The sequence below is a fragment of the Desulfofundulus thermosubterraneus DSM 16057 genome (assembly GCF_900142025.1).
GTDB classification, from domain to species: Bacteria; Bacillota; Desulfotomaculia; order Desulfotomaculales; family Desulfovirgulaceae; genus Desulfofundulus; species Desulfofundulus thermosubterraneus.
The window spans coordinates 54,205-75,741 of sequence record NZ_FQZM01000006.1; the positions used below are offsets into that span (position 1 = coordinate 54,205).

The 21,537-nt window shown below is 59.8% G+C and carries 17 protein-coding genes; 15 read left to right on the forward strand and 2 right to left on the reverse strand.

The annotated features are described in order from the left end of the window. The first annotated feature begins 115 nt into the window (after window positions 1–115). From ftsE to BUA65_RS02820, 7 genes are all read left to right on the forward strand, one after another. Window positions 116–802 carry a cell division ATP-binding protein FtsE gene (ftsE, locus tag BUA65_RS02790; protein ID WP_072867291.1) on the forward strand — a complete coding sequence of 229 codons (687 nt, stop codon included), beginning with the start codon at window positions 116–118 and terminating at the stop codon, window positions 800–802. Beyond that, complete coding sequence (gene ftsX, locus BUA65_RS02795; RefSeq protein WP_072867251.1) at window positions 792–1,679, forward strand: permease-like cell division protein FtsX; 888 nt, start codon at window positions 792–794, stop codon at window positions 1,677–1,679. The genes ftsE and ftsX overlap by 11 nt, the downstream gene beginning before the upstream one ends. A gap of 19 nt (window positions 1,680–1,698) precedes the next feature. Beyond that, complete coding sequence (locus BUA65_RS02800) at window positions 1,699–2,832, forward strand: murein hydrolase activator EnvC family protein (RefSeq protein WP_084061995.1); 1,134 nt, start codon at window positions 1,699–1,701, stop codon at window positions 2,830–2,832. Between the two features lie 169 nt (window positions 2,833–3,001). After that, window positions 3,002–4,162, forward strand: a complete 1,161-nt coding sequence (locus tag BUA65_RS02805; RefSeq protein ID WP_072867292.1) for a S41 family peptidase — start codon at window positions 3,002–3,004, stop codon at window positions 4,160–4,162. A 21-nt stretch (window positions 4,163–4,183) separates the two neighbouring features. After that, complete coding sequence (locus BUA65_RS02810) at window positions 4,184–5,425, forward strand: PDZ domain-containing protein (RefSeq protein WP_072867253.1); 1,242 nt, start codon at window positions 4,184–4,186, stop codon at window positions 5,423–5,425. 99 nt (window positions 5,426–5,524) lie between these two features. Further along, window positions 5,525–5,716 carry a CooT family nickel-binding protein gene (locus tag BUA65_RS02815; RefSeq protein WP_013824306.1) on the forward strand — a complete coding sequence of 64 codons (192 nt, stop codon included), beginning with the start codon at window positions 5,525–5,527 and terminating at the stop codon, window positions 5,714–5,716. A gap of 147 nt (window positions 5,717–5,863) precedes the next feature. After that, window positions 5,864–6,502 (forward strand): uracil-DNA glycosylase, encoded by a 639-nt coding sequence (locus tag BUA65_RS02820; RefSeq protein ID WP_207543840.1) that lies wholly within the window; start codon window positions 5,864–5,866, stop codon window positions 6,500–6,502. Window positions 6,503–6,627: 125 nt separating this feature from the next. Here the strand turns inward: BUA65_RS02820 and BUA65_RS02825 are convergent, their stop codons facing one another. After that, a complete protein-coding gene (locus BUA65_RS02825; RefSeq protein WP_072867254.1) occupies window positions 6,628–6,921 on the reverse strand; it encodes a DUF2508 family protein in 294 nt (97 codons plus the stop codon). A gap of 190 nt (window positions 6,922–7,111) precedes the next feature. Here BUA65_RS02825 and BUA65_RS02830 point away from each other — a divergent pair, with 190 nt between their 5' ends. The 3 genes from BUA65_RS02830 to uvrB all read left to right on the forward strand — a co-directional run bounded on the left by BUA65_RS02830 (window position 7,112) and on the right by uvrB (window position 12,008). Then, window positions 7,112–8,572 carry a sugar ABC transporter substrate-binding protein gene (locus BUA65_RS02830; protein WP_084061997.1) on the forward strand — a complete coding sequence of 487 codons (1,461 nt, stop codon included), beginning with the start codon at window positions 7,112–7,114 and terminating at the stop codon, window positions 8,570–8,572. Between the two features lie 658 nt (window positions 8,573–9,230). Then, window positions 9,231–9,923, forward strand: a complete 693-nt coding sequence (locus BUA65_RS02835; RefSeq protein WP_072867255.1) for a YkgJ family cysteine cluster protein — start codon at window positions 9,231–9,233, stop codon at window positions 9,921–9,923. 42 nt (window positions 9,924–9,965) lie between these two features. Further along, window positions 9,966–12,008 carry an excinuclease ABC subunit UvrB gene (gene uvrB, locus BUA65_RS02840; RefSeq protein ID WP_072867256.1) on the forward strand — a complete coding sequence of 681 codons (2,043 nt, stop codon included), beginning with the start codon at window positions 9,966–9,968 and terminating at the stop codon, window positions 12,006–12,008. A gap of 2 nt (window positions 12,009–12,010) precedes the next feature. Here the strand turns inward: uvrB and BUA65_RS02845 are convergent, their stop codons facing one another. Continuing rightward, on the reverse strand, window positions 12,011–12,574 hold the full coding sequence (locus BUA65_RS02845; RefSeq protein ID WP_072867257.1) for a Uma2 family endonuclease: 564 nt from the start codon (window positions 12,572–12,574) through the stop codon (window positions 12,011–12,013). 152 nt (window positions 12,575–12,726) lie between these two features. Between BUA65_RS02845 and uvrA the strand changes: the two genes are divergently transcribed. The 5 genes from uvrA (at window position 12,727) to BUA65_RS02870 (ending at window position 21,464) form a co-directional block, all read left to right on the forward strand. Beyond that, window positions 12,727–15,624, forward strand: coding sequence for an excinuclease ABC subunit UvrA (gene uvrA / locus BUA65_RS02850; RefSeq protein WP_072867258.1), 2,898 nt, complete (start codon window positions 12,727–12,729; stop codon window positions 15,622–15,624). 19 nt (window positions 15,625–15,643) lie between these two features. Then, window positions 15,644–17,503 (forward strand): excinuclease ABC subunit UvrC, encoded by a 1,860-nt coding sequence (uvrC, locus tag BUA65_RS02855; RefSeq protein WP_072867259.1) that lies wholly within the window; start codon window positions 15,644–15,646, stop codon window positions 17,501–17,503. A gap of 101 nt (window positions 17,504–17,604) precedes the next feature. Continuing rightward, entirely contained in the window at window positions 17,605–18,414 is an 810-nt protein-coding gene (locus tag BUA65_RS02860; RefSeq protein WP_072867260.1) for a Cof-type HAD-IIB family hydrolase, read from the forward strand. 14 nt (window positions 18,415–18,428) lie between these two features. Then, entirely contained in the window at window positions 18,429–19,403 is a 975-nt protein-coding gene (locus BUA65_RS02865) for an ROK family protein (protein WP_072867261.1), read from the forward strand. Between the two features lie 90 nt (window positions 19,404–19,493). Further along, window positions 19,494–21,464, forward strand: coding sequence for an amylo-alpha-1,6-glucosidase (locus tag BUA65_RS02870; protein WP_072867262.1), 1,971 nt, complete (start codon window positions 19,494–19,496; stop codon window positions 21,462–21,464). Window positions 21,465–21,537 lie beyond the last annotated feature (73 nt).

Here is a 21,537-nt window from a genome sequence, read left to right on the forward strand (position 1 = left end):
ATGGGGAGGATGCGGCGCTGCCCGCGCGTGAAAGCGCGGCAACATGGCGGGATTACCAGATTTACCTGAAAAAGCTTGTACAACAGGGTTTTTTGACGTAACTGAGGTGGCGGTAATGATCCGTTTTTACGGTGTAACTAAAGTTTACCCTAACGGGGTTAAAGCCCTGGATAATGTGAACCTGCATATTAGAAAGGGTGAGTTTCTCTTTCTGGTAGGCCCCAGCGGAGCGGGCAAGTCCACCCTGACCAAGCTGATTTTCCGGGAAGAGTTGCCCACCCGGGGACAGGTCCTGTTTAACGGCAGGAACGTGGCCCGCCTGCGCTCCCGGGAAATACCCTACCTGCGCCGCAAGATAGGGATGGTATTTCAGGATTTCCGTTTGTTGCCTCAAAAGACGGTTTATGAGAACGTGGCCTTTGCCCTGGAGGTAACCGGAGCCTCCTCCCGGGAGATTAAAAGGCGTGTTCCGGAGGTGCTCAAGCTGGTTGGTCTGGAGGGTAAGGCCAACGTGTTGCCTGCGCACCTTTCCGGGGGGGAACAGCAGCGGGTGGGTATTGCGCGGGCCATTGTGAACAACCCCGTGCTTCTCATTGCCGACGAGCCCACCGGCAATCTGGACCCGGAAACTTCCTGGGGGCTGATGGAGTTGTTCCAGGAAATTAACAACGCCGGAACCACCATCCTTATGGTTACCCACGCTCGGGATATTGTGGACGCCATGAAAAAGCGGGTGGTGGCCCTGGAATCCGGGCGTATTGTGCGGGACGAGGAATGCGGAGGGTACCGCCATGAGGATTAGAACCCTCGTCTACTATTTCCGGGAGGCATTTTTATCTATCTTCCGGAACAGCTGGCTGTCCCTGGCCGCGGTGGGCACGGTGACCATATCCCTGCTTATTTTGGGTTGTTCCCTGCTGCTGGTGGTGAATACGGACCGGCTCGCGGATCAACTGGAATCCAGTCTGGAAATCAGCGTTTTTTTAAAGGATGGCCTCAAACAGGAAGAAATCCGGGAGTTAAACGAGAAAATCCGCTTCCTTCCCGGGGTGGTACAGGTGCAGTTTATTTCCAGAGAAGAGGCCTTAGAGGAAATGCGCCGCAGCTTCGGTCCGCGCAAAGAGATTCTGGATGGCCTGGAGGAGGATAATCCCCTGCCCGACACCTTCCGGATCAAAACCCGGCGGGCAGATCAGGTGGTGGAAGTGGCCGAAAAGGTTGCCTCCATGGACGGGGTAGAGGATGTGCGCTACGGCCAAGGCGTGGTGGAGAGGCTGGTGGTGGTGACGCAGTGGGTGCGGGTGGCCGGAATAGGAGCCATGATCCTGGTGGGTGCGGCGGCGGTATTTTTAATTTCCACCACCATTCGCCTCTCGGTGTTTGCCCGCCGGCGGGAAATAGGGATTATGAAGTACCTGGGGGCCACCAACTGGTTTGTGCGTTTTCCCTTTTTAATTGAGGGAATGGTCCTGGGGTTGCTGGGTTCTCTGTTGGCGGCAGTGCTGGTGTACACCGGGTATTTATCGCTGGTGGAACATCTGGCCCGGGCCATGCCCTTCATCCCCCTGGTTTCCGACGGGCAGGTCCTGTTTAGCCTGCTGGCGGGCCTGGTGGGGCTGGGGTTGTTTATAGGTGCCCTGGGCAGTACCATATCCATTCACCGGTTTTTAAATGTTTAGTTTTTGGGGGGGAGATGGTTTGAGCGGTCTTACCGGCAAGGTCATGGCCCTGGGGCTGGCTTTGGCCCTGTTCGGGGCCGGGATGGGTATGGCTCAGGGGGCCAGCTTGCAGGAAAAGTTACAGGAGACCAGGCAAAAGCTTCACCAGGAACAACAAAAAGTGCGGGAGTCAAAACAGGAAGTGCGCGGCTATGCCGACCGGGTGGCCGAATCGGAGCGGGCCATCTCGGCTATGGAACAGCGCATCCGTGAGCTGGATGAAAACCTGCAGGTGGCCCTGCGGGAGGTTAACCGCGCCCGGCAGGAATTGGCCGAGGCTGAAGCAAAGCTGGAAGAGAGCCGCCAGGTGATGAAACAGCGTCTGCGGGAAATATACCAGTGGGGAGAAATCGACTACCTGGAAGTTCTGCTGGCCGCCCGGGATTTCAGCGATTTTATCAACCGTTACGAGTTATTAAAGCGGGTGGTGGCCCGGGATGCGGCCATAGTGGACGATTTTACGGCCCGGCGCCAGGAAGTGGCCGAAAAGAAGGCCCGGCTGGAGGAGCGTCGGGACCGCATAATAGCTTTGATGCGGCAGCAGCAGTTCGCCCGGCAGCAGCTGGTGGAACAGCAAAGGCAGCAAAAGGTGCTGCTGGCCCAGGCGCAGCAAGAATTGAGCCGTCACGAGGAAGAGGCGGATAGGTTAAAGGCCCAGGAGCAAGAAATTTTGCGGCAGATCGCCCTGGAAAGGGCCCGCAGCCACCCCTCGGCGCCCCGGGGCAGCGGTGTGATGACCTGGCCGGTACCCGGTTACTCGTCCATTTCCTCGGGGTTTGGCTCCCGCCGCCACCCCATTCTGGGCTATGTGCGCATGCATAATGGCATTGATATCCCGGCTCCCACGGGTGCGCCGGTGGTGGCCGCCCAGGAAGGAACGGTCATTTACGTCGGTTACATGAGCGGCTACGGCAATATGGTTATGCTTGATCACGGCGGTGGCATAACCACCCTTTACGCCCACCTTTCGGCTCAGCTGGTTTCTGTCGGCCAGGAGGTGGACAAGGGGCAAACCATTGCCCGGGTGGGCAGCACGGGAATGTCCACCGGTCCCCACCTGCACTTTACCGTCATGGTCAACGGTTCGCCGGTGGATCCTACGGGTTATTTGTAACTGTGATCCCTGCCGCGATTCCGGATGTCCCCGGAGCCGCGGTTTATTTTTTTCCGGGCTGGCCCCCTTCCAGGTTCATTTGCTCGGCAACTGTTGTAATTACCCCGGCGTTGTTGTAGTATAATACGTGTGTACAGGAAAGATAAGGCAGGTGGGTGTCAAGGTGGGCATGATAAATTATCACCGGACGGGGAATAGATGGATCCGCTGGCTGGCTGCCCTGAGTGTCGTGGTTTTTTTAGTTATCGTGGCTTTTGGCGGCATGCTGGCCAGTAACTATAAGCACCTGGGGACCCTGCTGGAGGTCATTCACCTGGTCCGCACCAGGTACCTGGAACCGGTGAGTGCCACTACTCTTATTGACGGGGCCATTCGCGGCCTGGTCAAATCTCTGAACGATCCCTATTCGGTTTACCTGGACCCCGGGGAGTATGCCCGCTTGCAGGAGCAAATCCGGGGGAGTTTTGGCGGCCTGGGTATCTTGGTGAGCATTAAAGAAGAACACCTGACAGTGGTGCGGTCCTACCAGGGTACACCGGCCTACCGGGCCGGGATCAAGCAGGGAGACGTGATTATTCGCATCGACGACCGGGATGCCCGGGGAATGGACCTGGATACGGCCGTGAGCATGATGCGCGGGCCGGCAGGCACGAAGGTCAAATTGACCATCGCCCGCAAGGGAGTGCCCCAACCCTGGGATGTAAATCTGGTCCGGGAGGAGATTAGTGTACCCACCGTAGAGGGTAAAATGATACCGGGCAAAGGAATTGGCTATATTTCCCTGACCCAGTTTACCGAAAAAACGCCGGAAGAACTGGGGGCCACCATTTCCCGTTTAAAAAAAGAAGGAATGCGAGCAGTTATCCTGGACTTGCGCAACAATCCGGGGGGTGAGCTGCGCTCGGCAGTCAAGGTGGCCAACTACTTTATACCCCGGGGGCCGGTGGTTTACATCCAGTATCGTTCCGGCCGGGAGGAAACATATTCCTCGGAAGGGAAAAACCTCAACCTCCCTCTGGTGGTGCTCATAAACCGGGCCAGCGCCAGTGCGGCTGAGATTCTGGCCGGGGCGGTTAAAGATACCAGGGCGGGTATCCTGGTGGGAGAGAAAACCTTCGGCAAGGGCATTGTACAAACGGTTTTTGATCTGGACAACGGTGCCGGTTTGAAACTGACCACAGCCCGTTACCTGACCCCCTCGCGCCACGACATTCATAAAAAAGGGATTACGCCGGACGTGGTGGTGGAACAGGAGCCCCAGGCGGAAGTGGATCTGCAGCTGGAACGGGCCATTGAAATCCTGGTAAGCAAGATGGCCAGGGCCGCTTGATGAGGAAAGAGTGGTGAAAAAATGTTTCCTTTTAGCCAGATATTACCGGCCATTATGGCCACCCTGGTCACTGTGTTTTTCGACCCCCTGTTCTGGGTGGTGGTGCTGCTGGTGGCCCTGCAGTACCGGCGCATGGCCGCCGCCAGGAGGGAATTTTTCGGCCTGCCGGGTGCTGGCGGGGTGTGGCGTGACACTGTGGTCGCCACGGGGTACGGCCTTCTGGGCGGTTTTCTGGGCAGTTTCCTCATGGTGCTGATCGGACTTTCCCTTACAGGCTCCGGTCTGATTTATCTCTGGCCGGTGGCCATTTTATTGATGTTGATCAATGCCCGGTTTCTCTGTTTTGCCTATGCCGGGGGGGTGCTGTCGCTCAGCAACCTCCTTTTTGGCTTTCCGGAAATACACATCGCCCAGGTGCTGGCCCTGGTGGCCATTTTACACCTGGTGGAAAGCGCGCTGATTCTGACCAGCGGCCACCTGGGAGCCGTGCCGGTTTACTTTAAATCGCCCGCCGGGCAGGTGATCGGTGGGTTTACTTTACAGCGCTTCTGGCCCATTCCCATTGTTGCCCTGGCCGTGGTCGGTCCGGCGGCGGTACAGCAGGGGGTGGCCATGCCCGATTGGTGGCCCCTGCTCAAACCGGGAGTTAGCGGTGATGCGAAGGACCTGGTCTACACCCTCATTCCGGTGGTAGCCGGGCTCGGTTACGGGGACCTGGCCATTTCCCGCAGTCCGGGAGAGAAGAGCCGCCTTTCAGCCCTTTTTCTGGGCGCCTATAGCCTTTGCCTGCTTCTCCTGGCGGTACTGTCCCAGTATGTCCGCGGTCTGGCTTTTCTGGCCGCCCTTTTTTCCCCCCTGGGACATGAAATGGTCATTTATACCGGCAAAAAAGTGGAATTTTTACGGCGCCCCCTCTTTGTACCGCCGCCCCGGGGTGTAGGGGTGCTGGATGTGGTGCCGGACAGTCCGGCCTGGCGGGCGGGGATTCGCTCGGGGGATGTGGTGCTGTTTCTAAACCAGCACCAGGTAAATTCCCGTCCAGAGCTAGAGATGGTTCTGGCCGACGTTTGGGGTCCGGTGGAGGTGCAGTTCCTGCGCGGGCAGGAGCAGGCCTTTCATCGGGAGGTGGTCTTCCGGGCTCCGGGCCGGCCCTTTGGTTTTGTACCCGTGCCCGACGGTAGTGAGGAAGCCGTCATGGACCTTTCCACCGCCGGCCCCCTGGGGCGCTTGTGGCAGGACTTCCGGCGGCGCATCAAGCGTTAATCTTTCTGCAGTACTGCCCTCGAAACCGGATATAATTTGCCGTTGACACATGCCGGAAGCTGGGGCTATAATCGTTTATGAAAAAAGGTGGTGAAACGCATGTGTGAAGCAAATGCTTACCTGCGTAAAGATGGTAAGGAAGAACTCTTTTTAGAAAATGTGGACCGGGTGATCCCCCACGAGGACGGGATTTTGCTGGAGGACATCTTCGGGCGGCGCAAAATAGTGAAGGCCAAGATTGTGGAGCTGGCCCTGGTGGATCACCGCATTATTTTAGAGAAAGAAGAATAAGCGGCATGATAAAGGCTTAAAGCGAAAGGGGCAAGGGGCAGTGAAACCTGCCCCTTTTCCTTGGTGGCGAAGCGAGCGTAGCGAACGGCGTGTAAACAGGCATACAGTTATTTTTCCGGGTTAGTCTTTAATGGCGGGGTGAGATAGTTGTTCTGGTTGCAGGAGAGCCTGTTCGGCGACCCCGGGTGGGATCTCTCCGGGATAAACGATATGGCCGCCCTGGAGGAAAAGGTCAAAACATGCAACCGCTGCGGCCTGCGGGCGGGCTGTCAGGGAGTAGTTTTTGGCGAGGGCAATCCCGCGGCCAAAGTTGTACTTTGCGGTGAAGGGCCGGGTGCCGACGAAGACCGTTTGGGCCGGCCCTTTGTGGGGAAGGCCGGCCAGTTGCTGGACAAGATTTTAGAGGCCTGCGGTTTCGGGCGTTTTGAGCACGTTTACATATTGAACACTGTGAAATGCCGTCCTCCCGGCAACCGGATACCCACCGAAGAGGAGCGGGCGGCCTGCCGACCCAACCTGGAGGCCCAGCTGCGCATTTTACAGCCCCGGATTATGGTCTTGCTTGGGGCTACCGCCCTCCAGGCCGTACTGGACTCCCGGGGGCGCATCACCCGGGACCGGGGACGCTGGGTGGAAAAAAACGGGGTCTGGATCATGCCCACCTACCACCCGGCGGCCTTACTGCGCAACCCCAACTTGAAAAAGGATACGTGGGAGGACTTCAAGCAGGTGGTGGCCAAGTACCGGGAGCTGGTCGACCCCAACCATTACTCTCCCCATTGTTGAAAATCGCCACGGGGCGAAGGGTGATGGCCGTCACCCCCGGCCGCATTGCTCGCCGCGTGCGCATTTTACGCGGAAGCCAAGGAGTGAGCGGGATAACGCCGTGCCTTAAGCGAGTTGTTTAACACCTAGCCGGTAGTTCTGACAGGTCCCGGCAGGTCCGGGGGCCAGGCGGTAACGCCCCTGCGCCGGGCCTGGATTAAAAGCGCGATGAATCTCCGCTCCGCGGTATTTATCTTGAAAATTACATAATCAACCATTTCACTATCCACCAGGTGAAATTCCCTCAAGGCTTCTTGCCACTCCCGGCGGGCCTCATCAATGATTTCCACCAGGGTCGGCATCCGGTGCCGGCAAAACGATCCCATCCATCGTGAAATGCCCCTGAGTACTGATTGCCAGAGAACCAGCAGTTTGTTCAAGGGGACCACCTCCCACAACCTATGGTTATGAGCCTGTAGCCCTCTGTAGAAGGGCTTTTTTTGTTGAATGCAAAAGGCCGGGCATATTATATTTCCGGCGGAGGGTAAGCATAATACCCTTAAGATACCAAAGGTTCACTGTCCATGGTAGCGTGTTTTGGAGCTTTCACTGCGGGGAGGGTCTTGGAAGATGGTCCGGTGCGCCGGGTGGAAGAAGGCGGGGCTGCCTATTTTCCTGGCTGTGTTGCTAATTTTAACTGGATGTCCCGGGCGGGGTGAACAGGAGCAACAAATGACCCCCCAACTGCGGATTGCCGTCAGCCTGGCCGATATGCAGCGGGACGGCAACCAGATCATCAAGCAGGTGATGAACCGGCGCAGGCGCGAGGAAAAGATGGACATCACCTGGCTGGATGCGAAAAACGATCCCGCGCAGCAGGAAAAACAGCTGCAGCAGCTTGCCGGACGGCGGGTTAAAGCCGTGGTGCTCCAGGCGGTGGATCCGGCGAGTGCCCCCCGTCTTGTGCAGCAGCTGGTACAGAATAATATCAAGGTAGTGGCCCTGGAAACCCTGCCCGCCAATACACCGGTGGATGCCTACGTGGCCTCAGATCACGCCAGGGCGGGAGAGTTGCAGGTCCAATTCATTAACGAGGCCCTCCGGCAGGCCGCCGGTATGCCTGCCGGGCCGGGAGCTTCCTCCGGCGGCCAGGGTGGCCAGACCGGCGGGCAAGGTCAGGGTGATCAGGCCGGCGGCGGCCAGGGGCAGGGTACCGCCCAGATGACCATGCCCGGCAGGCAGCTTCCTTCCAGACGACCCCTTAACGTAATGATCCTGGCCGGTGATCCCCGGGACAACGCCGCCCGGGAAATTGTGTTCGCGGCCAGGAAAGCGCTGGAGGCTAACCCCCAGGTACGGGTGGTGGAAGAGGCCCAGCAACCGGGAAATCAGCCAGCCATGGCCAGCCTTGCCGTGCAGCAGGCCCTGGCCAGGTTCAACAATAAAATTGATGTTATTCTGGCCAGTGACAGCCGGCTGGCCACAGCCGCGGTGGAGGTCCTCAAAGCGGCAGGCTTGAACAACCGCGTACTTACAGTGGGGGTGGGGGCTGATAGGGAGGCTTCCCGGGCCCTGCGAGCCGGGGAGCATGATGCGGAAGTGGACACCAGGCCCGATTTGCTGGGGCAGTACGCCCTGGACGCGGCGGTGGGCCTGGCCAAAACAGGGTACTGGCAGTACGACACCCGGGTGATCAGCGGCGATTACAGCATTCCGGCCCGCATTGTACCCGTGCGGTTGATTCAGTCCGCCAACGCCTATTTGCTGCAGGAGCGCTGGGGAAAGGAAATGGAGCAAAAGCAGGGTGGGGGTCAGGGCCAGGGCGAAGGCCAGGCCGGAGGTAGCGACCAGGGCAGCAGTTCCTCCAACCAATCCGGCCAGCAGGGCGGTGAGGGTAAACAAAAGCCCCGCACCACCTTGCGCATTACCACCCGCGAGGGGAAAACGGTGGAGGTGCAGATCCAGGGCGAGGTGGAGCGCATTGAAAGTGTGGAAGGCGGCGGAGCCCAGCAAATGCCCGTGCCGGCCGGGGGAGCCGGCGGTGGCGGCGTCCCCGGTGGAGGAGGCGCTGGCGGTGGAGGCGGTACGTAAGCAAAGCGGCAATGCCTTTGAAAAAAACTGGATAACAAAAGACCATTTCCCCGGGAAGAGGAGATGGCCGTATAAAATTTAAGTAGGCCCATGACGCATTCAGCGCCACTAACAGCGGATAAAATGGCCGCCGTTTTGCACGAAGCGAGCGACCTTGAGCCGAGCAGGTGCCAAACTTAGCGAGACCGAGGGCGGAGGCGGGGCCGAGGGCATGGATGCCGGGAATGGAGGTTAGAGGTCGGAAGTCGGAAAAGAGGAAGGAATTCGCGTAGCGAATTCCAACAGCAGTTCTAACCTCTGACATCTGACTTCCAACGTCCAAATTTGCCGGGAACCCCGCCGGAGCCCGAGGTCGAGCGTTAGTTTGCCCAGCACTCACTGCAACCAGAGTTCTCTGATGGGATGAGTGCTGACTATAACTGTTTAAATGCCTTCGGAGGTACCTGCACCCGGTGAGTGCTGGGGAACGGAGCGAGCGCGTGCAAAACGGCAGGCGAGTACAGAGTTACCTACTGAATCTTAATACGAACGAGACACCTGCTGGAGCTTGACACGGACCAGGAGATGGTCTTTTTACACCCGGACCGCAAAATATAGTATAATATCTCGTTACAGGGCAATCTGGTTATCTGGTTGCTTAACGGGAGGAGAACCCCTTTTGAAAGTACGCATCAACGACTGCCTTCTGGGCGGAAAACCGGCCTATGATGTGCAAATAGTCCACGAAGGCGCCACGGTGCAGGATTACCTGGATGCCTTAAACGATTTTATCCGGGAACACTGTCCTCCCTGCAACGGCTGCACCGCCTGCTGCTGGGAGAGGGTCCCCCTTACCTACCCCGATGTGGCTGCTTTCCTGCGGGACGGCCGGTTCGGGCGGCAGTTCCAGGGGCTGCCTGCGCCCCTGTCATCCTTCCTGCAGCAGTACGGTTACGTTTACGTGGAAGGGCCGGTGGTGGATATCAGCTTGGGGTTTAAATCCGACGGCTCCTGCATTTTCCTGGATACCCGGCGGGGCCGGTGCTCCATTTATCGCCTGCGCCCCATGGTCTGCCAGACCTACACCTGCCGCCGGGCCACCCGGCGGGCCCGGGAGCTCAGGGGCCTGGTGGTGAATGCCGGCATGGACGAACTGGTCCGGCGCTGGCTCCTGGAGGGCCGGCGCTGCGGCCGGACGCCGGTGATCCATGAAGGCCGCCGGCCCCGCCCGCGCCTTAAGGACTATTCCCCCGGAGCTTTCAGCGGCAGGGAAAGGTTTTCCGGGATTCCCTTGAAGAAAATCTGCCCGCCCGGGTTATGGCGGGAATTGTATGGTTTGCCTGGAACTGGCTCCGACCACATTGACAGGTAATTAAAAGGGGGATAGAATCAATTAAGAAGTGGGGTGGTGAAGTTGTCTTACCAGGAGCGTCCTTTCAAACTGAAATCGGATTTCCAGCCCCGGGGCGACCAGCCCAGGGCCATTGCCCGGCTGGTGGAAGGGCTGCAAAAGGGCTACCCCATGCAAACCCTTTTAGGGGTCACCGGTTCCGGGAAGACCTATACCATGGCCCAGGTAATCCAGGCGGTGCAGCGCCCTACCCTGGTGCTGGCCCCCAACAAGACCCTGGCCGCCCAGCTCTGCAGCGAGTTCCGGGAGTTCTTTCCCGAGAACGCGGTGGAATACTTTATCAGCTATTATGATTACTACCAGCCCGAAGCCTATATACCGCAGACGGATACCTATATCGAAAAGGATTCCTCCATCAACGACGAGATAGATAAGCTGCGCCACTCGGCCACCTGCGCCCTTTTTGAGCGGCGGGACGTGATCATCGTGGCCAGCGTATCCTGCATCTACGGTTTGGGTGACCCCGAGGAATACCGCACCCTGGTGCTCTCCTTGCGCAAGGGGGGTACCTATGACCGGGATGCGGTATTGCGCAAGCTGGTGGAGATCCAGTACGAGCGCAACGATGTGAACTTCACCCGGGGAAAATTCCGCGTGCTGGGGGATGTGGTGGAGGTCTTCCCCGCGTCCTACACCGAAAAGGCCATCCGCATCGATTTCTTCGGTGACGAAATCGAGCGGTTGCTGGAGTTCGACGTGCTCACCGGGGAGATCATCGGGGAGCGCCAGCACGTGTCCATCTTCCCGGCTAGCCACTACACCGTTTCCCGGCCCCGCATGGAAAGGGCCATCGCGGCCATTGAGGCCGAACTGGAGGAGAGGCTGGCCGAGCTGCGGAAGCAGGGCAAGCTGCTGGAGGCCCAGCGGTTGGAGCAGCGGACCCGGTACGACATCGAGATGATGCGGGAGATGGGTTACTGCAAGGGCATTGAGAACTACTCCCGCCACCTGACGGGCAGGGCTCCCGGGGAGCCCCCCTATACCCTGCTGGACTACTTCCCCCAGGACTTCCTGCTTTTCATTGACGAATCCCACGTGGCCGTGCCCCAGGTGCGGGGGATGTACGAGGGCGACCGCTCCCGTAAGGCGGCCCTGGTGGAATACGGCTTCCGCCTGCCCTCGGCCTTTGACAACCGGCCTCTCAAGTTTGAGGAGTTCGAGCGGAAGATCAACCAGGTCATCTTCGTCTCCGCCACCCCCGGCCCCTATGAACTGGAGCGCAGCAGCCAGGTGGTGGAGCAGATCATCCGGCCCACCGGGCTGGTGGACCCCGAGCTTTCGGTGCGGCCCACCCGGGGCCAGATCGACGACCTGGTGGCGGAGATCCGGCAGCGGGTGGCCAAAAACCAGCGGGTGCTGGTGACCACCCTGACCAAGAAAATGGCCGAGGATCTCACCGACTACCTGCGGGAACTGGGCATCAAGGTGCGCTACATGCACTCGGAGATCAACGCCATCGAGCGCATGGAAATTGTCCGGGACCTGCGCCTGGGGGTCTTCGACGTGCTGGTGGGGATCAACCTTTTGCGGGAGGGCCTGGACCTGCCCGAGGTCAGCCTGGTGGCCATCCTGGATGCCGACAAGGAGGGTTACCTGCGCTCGGAGCGCTCCCTGATCCAGACCATCGGCCGGGCCGCCCGCAACGCGGAGGGCAAGGTGATCCTCTATGCCGACCGCATTACCGAATCCATGGACCGGGCGATCAAGGAAACGGAACGCCGGCGCCGCATCCAGATGGAATACAACGAAAAACACGGCATCATCCCCCGCACGGTGGTCAAGGGGGTGCGGGACGTGATTGAGGCCACGCGGGTGGCGGAGCCAAAGGCCGCTTACCAGGCCAAGGATAAGCCCCGGCCGAAGAAGCGGACCAGGAAAGAGCTGAAGCAGTTGATTGCCCGCCTGGAAAAGGAAATGCGGGAAGCCGCCCGCCACCTGGAGTTCGAAAAGGCGGCGGAGCTGCGGGATGCGATCATCGAATTGCGGCTGGAGCTCCAGGGCCTCGACAGGCGCCTGGTGCCCATAGGGGAGGTTGTGGGGGAGTAGCATCAGGCCCACACTTTTGAAAGGTCTACGGCCAGTCCCGGAAAAATTTCCGGTTTAAAGGGTTCGCTACCGGTGGCCCGGCTGACCAGGGTGTAGGCTCCTTCCTCCAGGCGGTACTCTTCCACCGTGGTGGTGTCGGGGTCGACCAGCCAGTAATAGCACACCCCGTAAAGGGCGTACACGTGGGCTTTGGTGATCTTGTCCCTGCGGGAAGTATGGGGAGAGAGAATTTCCACCACCAGGTCGGGGGCACCGGCAATATTTTTCTCGGTTATAATTTCCGCCCTGGCGTGGGAGACAAAAATGAGGTCCGGCTGGGCAATGCTGATATTGGAAAGGATTACGTCCAGGGGGGCATAAAAAACCTCTCCCAGGTCGTGTTCCAGGACGTGGGCATCAATAATCCGCTGCAGGTTGCGGGAAACCCGCTGGTGGCGGGTGGTGGGGGAGGGCGTCACGTGCAGCACCCCTTCCAGGATTTCATAACGGTTACCGTCGTCGGGCAGGTCAAGATAATCCTCATAGGTGAGGATGATCTTCCCTGCCGGGGGAGTGGGGATACTCATGGCCGGGCCTCCTTTGCGCTCAAATGTGCCTGAGCGGCTTTTGTTTTGCTACCGTCAATTGTATAATATATCCCCGGGACAGTCAAAGGGGTCCCTTTGCTCTTTTCCGTGGCGCTATAGTCCGGCAAAGGGCATTATATGGAGGAAGAGTTATGCTGGAAAAAATTGTCGTTAAGGGAGCACGGGTGCACAACCTTAAAAATATTGACGTGGAGATTCCCCGGGGAAAGCTGGTGGTGCTGACCGGCCTTTCCGGCTCCGGGAAGTCTTCCCTGGCCTTCGACACCATCTACGCCGAAGGCCAGCGCCGCTACGTGGAATCCCTGTCGGCCTATGCCCGTCAGTTCCTGGGCCAAATGGACAAGCCGGACGTGGACTACATCGAAGGTCTTTCCCCGGCCATCTCCATTGACCAGAAAACCACCAGCCACAACCCCCGTTCCACCGTGGGGACGGTGACGGAAATATACGATTACCTGCGCCTCATTTTTGCCCGGGTGGGCCGGGCCCACTGCCCGTCCTGCGGCAGGCCCATTTCCCGGCAGACGGTGGAGCAGATGGTTGACCAGCTTACGGTCCTGCCGGAAGGTACCCGCCTGCAGATCCTGGCCCCGGTGATACGGGGCAAGAAGGGCGAGCACCAGAAGGTGCTGGAGGAAATCCGCAGAAGCGGTTTTTCCCGGGTGCGGGTGGACGGCGAGGTCAGGGACCTGGCCGAGGGGGTCAAGCTGGATAAGAATAAAAAGCACACCATAGAAGTAGTGGTGGACCGGGTGATCGTCCGTCCCGGCGTGGCCCGGCGCCTGGCCGACTCCCTGGAAACGGCCCTGGGCATGGCCGGAGGCGTGGCCGTGGCTGCCGTGGTGGACGGCTCCGAGATGCTGTTCAACGAGAACTTTGCCTGCCCGGAATGCGGCATCAGCCTGCCGGAGATAGCCCCCCGGCTGTTCTCCTTCAACAGCCCCTACGGGGCCTGCCCGGTGTGCACCGGCCTGGGGGTGAAGCGGGAGATTGATCCCGACCTGGTCATTCCCGACAGGCGCAAATCCATTGCCGATGGGGCCATAGAAGGCTGGTTCCGGGGTACCAACGCCTATGCGTGTCTGGAAGCCCTGGCGGAAAAGTACGGCTTTTCCCTTTCCACCCCGGTGGCCGAGCTGACTGAAGAGCAGCTGGATAAAATCCTTTACGGCACCGGTACGGAGAAAATCCTGGTCAATTACCGGGACGCCTCCGGCCGGCGGCACCAGTACGTGGCCACCTTTGAGGGGGTAATCAACAACCTTTCCCGGCGCTACCGGGAGACCACTTCCTCCCACATCCGGGAGGAAATCGAGCGGTACATGAACGACCGCCCCTGCCCGGCCTGCAGCGGAGCCCGCCTGCGGCCCGAGGCCCTGGCGGTGAAGCTGGGGGGGCTCTCCATTGTGGAAGTCACCCGCCTCTCCGTAAAGGAAGCGCTGGAGTTTTTCCGTCGTCTTGAGCTGACGGAAAGGGAGCGGCTCATTGCCCGGCAGGTGCTCAAGGAGATCAACGCCCGGCTCGGTTTTTTGGTCAACGTGGGTTTGGACTACCTGACCCTGGACCGGGCGGCGGGTACGCTGTCCGGCGGGGAGGCCCAGCGCATCCGCCTGGCCACCCAGATCGGCAGCGGGCTGACCGGGGTGCTTTACATCCTTGATGAGCCCAGCATCGGCCTGCACCAGCGGGACAACCAGCGGCTTTTAGATACCCTGCTGCACCTGCGGGACCTGGGCAACACGGTGATCGTGGTAGAACATGACGAGGACACCATCCGTACGGCGGACCACATTATCGACATCGGCCCGGGAGCCGGGGAGCACGGGGGCAGGGTGGTGGCCCAGGGTACTCTGGAGGACATCCTCAATAACCCCGACTCCATTACCGGCCAGTATTTGAGCGGCCGCCGCTTCATCCCCGTCCCGGCTGTGCGCCGGAAGCCCAACGGCAAGGTACTTGAGGTGATCGGGGCGGCCGAACACAACCTCAAGGAGATAGACGTGACCTTCCCTCTGGGGGTGTTCATCTGCGTCACCGGGGTTTCCGGTTCGGGCAAGAGCACCCTGGTGAATGAAATCCTGTACAAGTACCTGGTCCGGGAGCTCCACGGCAGCCGTACCCAGCCGGGGGCCTGCCGGGAGATCAGGGGTACCGAGCACCTGGACAAGGTGATCAACGTGGACCAGTCCCCCATCGGCCGCACGCCCCGCTCCAACCCGGCCACCTATACCGGGGTGTTCAACGACATCCGGGATCTTTTTGCCGGCCTGCCCGAGGCCCGGATGCGGGGCTACAAGCCGGGCCGCTTCAGCTTCAACGTCAAGGGCGGGCGTTGCGAGGCCTGTGCCGGGGACGGCATCATCAAGATTGAAATGCACTTTTTACCCGACGTCTACGTGCCCTGTGAGGTCTGCAAGGGCCGGCGCTACAACCGGGAGACCCTGGAGGTAAAATATAAGGGGAAGAACATTGCCGACGTGCTGGACATGACGGTGGACCAGGCGGTGGAGTTTTTCCGTCACATCCCCAAAATCCACCGGCGGCTGAAAACCCTGCAGGACGTGGGTCTGGGCTACATCCGCCTGGGCCAGCCGGCGCCGGAGCTTTCCGGGGGTGAGGCCCAGCGGGTGAAGCTGGCCACCGAACTTTCCCGGCGCTCCAACGGCCGGACCCTCTACATCCTGGACGAACCCACCACCGGCCTGCACATGGCCGACGTGCACCGCCTCCTTCACGTGCTGCATCGCCTGGTGGAGGCCGGCGATACGGTGGTGGTTATTGAACACAATCTGGACGTCATCAAGACCGCCGACTACATCATCGACCTGGGCCCCGAGGGCGGGGACGGGGGCGGCCGGGTGGTGGCCTGCGGCACGCCGGAAGAAGTGGCCCGCGTGAGCGAATCATACACCGGTCAGTTTCTGGCTCGGGTTCTGGCCGGTGCCCCCGTATCCCACCATTTCTTTGCCGGTGGAGCGGATACGCAGGGCCCGTCCTTACTTGATGGGGTGCGTGTGGCGGGAGGTTGATGACGGGGAGGGGAGCAGGATGACACCTGAGGAAAAATTACAACACCTCCCGGACAAACCCGGCGTGTATCTCTTCCGCGATACGGCCGGGGAAATTATTTATGTGGGCAAGGCCGTTTCCCTGAAAAACCGCGTGCGTTCCTACTACCAGTCCGGTAGCCGTCTCAGCCCCAAGGTGCGGGCGTTGATGAACCGGGCGGCGGACTTTGAGTACATTGTGACGGACAACGAAGTGGAAGCGCTGATCCTGGAATCAAACCTGATCAAGGAGCACCGCCCCCGCTACAACATCTACCTTAAAGACGATAAAAGTTATCCTTATCTGAGAGTGACCCTGGGGGAGGACTTCCCCCGGGTGCACGTCACCCGCAGGGTGGTCAAGGACGGCTCCCGTTATTTCGGCCCCTACACTTCCGCGGGAGCGGTGCATGAAACCCTGGACCTTTTGCGCCGGCTTTTTCCCTTCCGCACCTGCAAGCAGAAGCTGGCTGAAGGTGTGATGTCCGCCAGGCACCGTCCCTGCCTCAACTTTCACATCGGCCGCTGCCTGGCTCCCTGCTCGGGCCAGGTGGGCAGGGAGGAATACCGGGCCATGATCCGGGAGATCTGCCTGTTCCTGGAGGGCCGCCAGGACGACCTGGTTAAAGAACTCACCAGGCGTATGAACGAGGCGGCGGATAAACTGGAATTTGAGCGGGCGGCCCGCCTCCGGGACCAGCTTCAGGCCGTGCGCCAGGTGCTGGAGAATCAGAAGGTGCTGTCAACCAGCAAGGAAGACCGGGACGTGGTGGCCCTGGCCCAAAATCATGACCTGTCCCTGGTGATGATTTTCTTTGTGCGGGGCGGCAAGCTCATCGGGCGGGATCAATTCCTGGTGCTCGGTGCGGAAAACACCCCGGAGGAAGTGCTCACCGCCTTTGTCAAGCAGTATTACGTCCGGGCTGATTTTATCCCCGGAGAAATTCTCCTTGCCGAAATGGATCCCCAGGAACGCCCGGCCATAGAAGAATGGCTTTCCGGCATCAGGGGGGCCAGGGTGCGCCTGGTGGTGCCCCGCCGGGGAGAAAAGAAACAGCTGGTGGACCTGGCGGCCAAAAACGCTCTTTTGGCCCTGCAGGAAGTCGAACAGGAACAGAAGTCCCGGGGGCAGGGCAGGGATGCCTGTGCCGAGCTGGCCCGGGAACTGGGTCTGGAGAACATACCTTACCGCATCGAATGCTTTGACATATCCAACACCCAGGGCGAGGAAAGCGTGGCCTCCATGGTGGTTTTTGAAGAGGGACGGCCGGCGCCAGGCCAGTATCGGCGGTTTAAAATCCGCACCGTATCAGGGCCGAACGACTTTGCCTCCCTGAAAGAAGTGCTCACGCGCCGCTTCACCCGCGCCAGGGAAGAGCGGGAACTGATCCAGACCGGGCAGCTGTCCACCAGGCAGGCCAAATTTTACCAGTTACCCAACCTGGTCATTGTGGACGGGGGCAAAGGCCAGCTGTCGGCGGTACGGAAAGTTATGAAGGAGCTGGGCTTTGCCCACATCCCGGCCTTTGGCCTGGCCAAGGAGGAAGAACTGCTCTTTGCCGAGGGACGCTCCGAGCCCATTCGCCTGCCCCGGGATTCCCGTGCCCTGCACCTGTTGCAGCACCTGCGGGATGAGGCCCACCGCTTTGCCGTGACCTACCACCGGCAGCTGCGTACCCGGCGCAACCTCAAGTCCCTTTTGGATGAGATCGAGGGCATCGGTCCCGTGCGCCGCCGGGCCCTGCTGAAAGCCTTCCCTTCCCTGGAGGAGATGGCCCGGGCTACGGTGGAGGAACTAGCCGCCGTGCCGGGGATGAACCGGGCGGCCGCCCTGGCCGTTTACCGTTTTTTGCGTGGTTAGGACTGGTTTTTTCAGAAAACCATGGTATAATATCCAGGGATATCTTGATCATGATGTAACTACCGGTGTGAGCTACAAATGTAATCTGGAGGAATGAACTGTTGTACCGGTTGCTGGCCTTAGATCTGGACGACACCCTGCTGGATAAAAACCTGCGTATCAGCGAAGACAACCGGAGGGCCCTGGCCCTGGCCAGGGATGCCGGTGTGGTGGTTACCCTGGCCACGGGGCGCATGTACCGGGCCACCCTGCCTTATGCCCGGGAACTGGAGATCAATGCCCCTCTGATCACTTACCAGGGGGCTCTGGTCAAGCACGCCGTTACCCGGGAAGTGGTGGTTCACCGGCCCGTGCCCCTTGCCTGCGCCCTGGACATTGTTGCCCGGGTCCAAGCCCGCAGTTACCATATCAACATCTACCTGGACGATCACCTTTACGTGGAGCGGCACACCGAAGAAAGCAGGCTTTACCAGTCCATTTCCGGGGTTCAGGCGCGGGCGGTGGGGCCGCTCGTTCCTTTTTTGAAAGAAGCGGGGCAGGATCCTACCAAGGTACTGGTAATTGCCGGGGAAGAGAAACTGGACGAACTGGCCGCGGAATTAAAACCCCTTTACGGGGATAACCTTCATATCACCAAGTCCAAACCTTATTTTCTCGAATTCTCCCACCCGCAGGCCACCAAAGGACACGCCCTAGCGGCGGTGGCCGCCTTTTACGGTTTCAAGCCCGCGGAGGTGATTGCCGTGGGAGACAGCTACAACGATCTGGAAATGATTGAATGGGCCGGTCTGGGAGTGGCGGTGGCCAATGCCCGGCCCCAGATCAAGGCCCGGGCCGACTACGTTACGGTTTCCAATGAAGACGGCGGCGTAGCCCGGGTGGTGGAGAAATTTATCCTGGGTTGGGCTTGAAAAGGAGGGTCCGCATGAGGGGATTGGTTGCCGCCGTCGACCTGGGTGGTACCAAAATTTATACCGCCCTGGCCGACCAGAGCGGCGGCGTGCTGGCCGAAGTCGTGGTCCCCACCCGGCCCTGGGAGGGAGCCGGGGCGGTGATCGGGCGGATTGTGGAGACGGTGAACCAGGTATTAAAGCAGGCCGGGGAAACAGGACCACTCCTGGCCCTGGGCATCGGTTCTCCCGGCCCCTTGAATGCTGTCACCGGGGTGGTTTACCAGGCCCCCAATCTGGGCTGGCACGATGTCCCTTTGAAGGATTTGCTGGAGAAGCGGCTCGGTATTCCCGTGGCGGTAGACAACGACGCCAACCTGGCCGCTCTGGGGGAATATGTCTACGGGGCCGGGCGCGGTGAGGAGGAGATGGTCTACATCACCGTCAGCACCGGCGTCGGGGGCGGTTTGATCCTGGGCGGGTGCCTATACCATGGCGCCGGTTACGGGGCCGGCGAAATCGGTCACATGACCATAGATCCCGGCGGCCCCCGGTGCAGCTGCGGCAATTACGGCTGCCTGGAGGCTATGGCTTCAGGGACGGCTATGGCCCGGGCGGCCCGTCACCTGGTGGAATCCGGCGGGGGCAGGGCCATTCTGGAGGCGGCGGGAGGGGATGTGGCCGCTATCACCGCCCGGGAGGTGGCCCGGGCGGCCGCTGCGGGTGACGGCGAGGCCCGGCAAATAATCATCAACGCTGGTCGGGCCCTGGGTATCGGCGTGGCCAACGTGATCAACCTGTTGAATCCGGCCCTGGTGGTGCTGGGAGGCGGGGCCATGCAGGTGGGCCCCCTTTTATGGGACGCCATGGAAGGGGAGGTGTCCCGGCGTGCCTTTGCTCCTGCCCGCAGGCGGGTGCGGCTGGTGCCAGCGGAGCTGGGCGGGAGGTCCGGTTTAATGGGAGCGGTGGCCCTGGCCCTCCAGAAGGTGCGAGGAAACCTTCCCTACTAACGCTGTGGTATAAGGGCGCCAGTACGGGATTATTCTATTTATCACATATTATTGTAATCGATCCAGGTTATTGGGAAAGGAGGAGAGGCGTTGCGCTTTGGCAAAGGGGAATGGCGCAATTTTGAGCGGGGTATTGAAAAGGAATGGCTGATCACCAACGGTCTGGGTGGTTATGCCTCCTCCACCATTATCGGGGTCAATACCCGCAAATATCACGGTCTGCTCGTGGCGTCCCTTTCCCCGCCGGTACAGCGCAATCTGCTTTTGGCCAAACTGGATGAGCGCCTGGAAACCCCCCAGCGGACGTACAACCTGGCCACCAATCACACCGGGGGGGGCGTAACGGAATTTGGATTTGTCCACCTGCAGCAGGTACTGTTCAATCCATTTCCCACCTTTGTTTTTTCTTTTGGCGACATAACCCTTCAAAAGCAAATTTTTATGATCTACGGTGAAAACAGCACCGTTATTCTTTATCGCGTCATCAACGGTGCCGAACCGGCCATCCTGCGCCTGATTCCCCTGGTCAACTACCGGGATTTCCACTGGACCGTCCGGCGGGGGCAGCTTAACTTTTGCCGGGAGAAAATTCCCTACGGGGTGGCGGTAAAAGTGATGCAACGGAATCCCGCCCTGCGCCTGGTTTGCAGTGAAGGTGAGTTCCACGGCCGCGATGACTGGTTTTACGATATGTTTTACGTGGTGGAACAGAGGCGGGGTCTGGATGCCCGGGAGGATCATTTCATACCTGGTGATTTTACTATTTCTCTGGAGCCGCGGGAGGCCAAAACCATTACTTTTATGGCCACGCTGGAGGAAGTTTCCACCCTGGACGGGAGAGCCCTTATGGAGCTGGAAATAAAGCGCCTTCAGGAGCTGGTGAAGAGGGCCGGGTACAGGAGCGTTTTAGCCCGCCAGCTGGTACAGGCCGCGGACAGCTTTATTGTCTACCGCCAGTCCACGGGCGCGAAAAGTATCATTGCCGGTTATCACTGGTTTAACGACTGGGGAAGGGACACCATGATTGCCCTGCCCGGGTTGACCCTGGTTACCCGGCGTTACGACGACGCCCGGGACATCCTGCTCACCTATGCCCGTTACTGCAAGGACGGGCTTCTCCCGAACATGTTTACCGATGCCGGCAGGGAGCCCCTTTATAATACGGTGGACGCTTCCCTGTGGTTTTTCTGGGCGGCCTGGAAGTACCTGCAATACACCCGGGACCATACCCTGGGTTCTGAAGTGATCTACCCGGTCCTTAAGGAGATTGTCCACCATTACATCAAGGGAACTCACTTTAACATTAAAGTTGACGAGGACGGGCTCCTGGCGGCGGGTTCTCCGGAACTGCAGCTCACCTGGATGGATGCCAAGGTGGATCAATGGGTGGTTACACCCCGCCACGGTAAGGCGGTAGAAATCAACGCCCTCTGGTACAATGCCCTGTGCGTATTGCGGGAGCTGGCCGCCCGATACGGGGATACCTTCCCCTACCAGGACCTGCTGGAAAAGCACAGGCAAAGTTTTTTGCGGGAGTTCTGGTTTGAGGAAGGCGGCTATCTTTACGATGTGGTTGGTGAGCAGGGAAAGGACGCTTCCCTGCGCCCCAACCAGGTTATTGCCTTGAGCCTTCCCTTCACCACGGTTGATGCCGAAAGGGGGCGAAGGGTGATGACCCGTGTCTGGCAGGAACTCTACGCCACCTACGGGCTGCGTACCTTATCTCCAGGCGACCCCCGGTACCGGGGGGTTTATGGCGGTGACCGGTGGCAGCGGGACGGAGCCTACCATCAGGGGACGGTCTGGAGCTGGTTGATCGGCCCATTTGTTACGGCCTGGCGCCAGGTGCACCATTATTCCCCGGCCAGCCGGCTGCAGGCGGCACGTTTTCTTGCTCCTTTTCAGGACCAGCTGCGGGACCACGGGGTGGGCTATATTTCCGAGATCTTTGACGGCAATGAGCCCATTATCCCCCGGGGGTGTATTGCCCAGGCCTGGGGTGTGGCGGAAGTGCTCCGGGCCTACGTGGAAGACGTGCTGGAAATCAGGCCGCAGTTTTAAAGGTTGAGACACCCATGACGCATTCAGCGCCACCAACGAGGATGAAAATGGCCGTCGTTATGCACGAAGCGCC

What these genes read in the sequence shown, in the direction of transcription:
- ftsE (WP_072867291.1), top strand. Translation starts at nt 116, where the DNA reads ATGATCCGTTTTTACGGTGTAACTAAAGTTTACCCTAACGGGGTTAAA.
- ftsX (WP_072867251.1), top strand. Translation starts at nt 792, where the DNA reads ATGAGGATTAGAACCCTCGTCTACTATTTCCGGGAGGCATTTTTATCT.
- BUA65_RS02805 (WP_072867292.1), top strand. Translation starts at nt 3,002, where the DNA reads ATGATAAATTATCACCGGACGGGGAATAGATGGATCCGCTGGCTGGCT.
- BUA65_RS02810 (WP_072867253.1), top strand. Translation starts at nt 4,184, where the DNA reads ATGTTTCCTTTTAGCCAGATATTACCGGCCATTATGGCCACCCTGGTC.
- BUA65_RS02815 (WP_013824306.1), top strand. Translation starts at nt 5,525, where the DNA reads ATGTGTGAAGCAAATGCTTACCTGCGTAAAGATGGTAAGGAAGAACTC.
- BUA65_RS02830 (WP_084061997.1), top strand. Translation starts at nt 7,112, where the DNA reads ATGGTCCGGTGCGCCGGGTGGAAGAAGGCGGGGCTGCCTATTTTCCTG.
- BUA65_RS02845 (WP_072867257.1), bottom strand. Translation starts at nt 12,574, where the DNA reads ATGAGTATCCCCACTCCCCCGGCAGGGAAGATCATCCTCACCTATGAG.
- uvrA (WP_072867258.1), top strand. Translation starts at nt 12,727, where the DNA reads ATGCTGGAAAAAATTGTCGTTAAGGGAGCACGGGTGCACAACCTTAAA.
- uvrC (WP_072867259.1), top strand. Translation starts at nt 15,644, where the DNA reads ATGACACCTGAGGAAAAATTACAACACCTCCCGGACAAACCCGGCGTG.
- BUA65_RS02865 (WP_072867261.1), top strand. Translation starts at nt 18,429, where the DNA reads ATGAGGGGATTGGTTGCCGCCGTCGACCTGGGTGGTACCAAAATTTAT.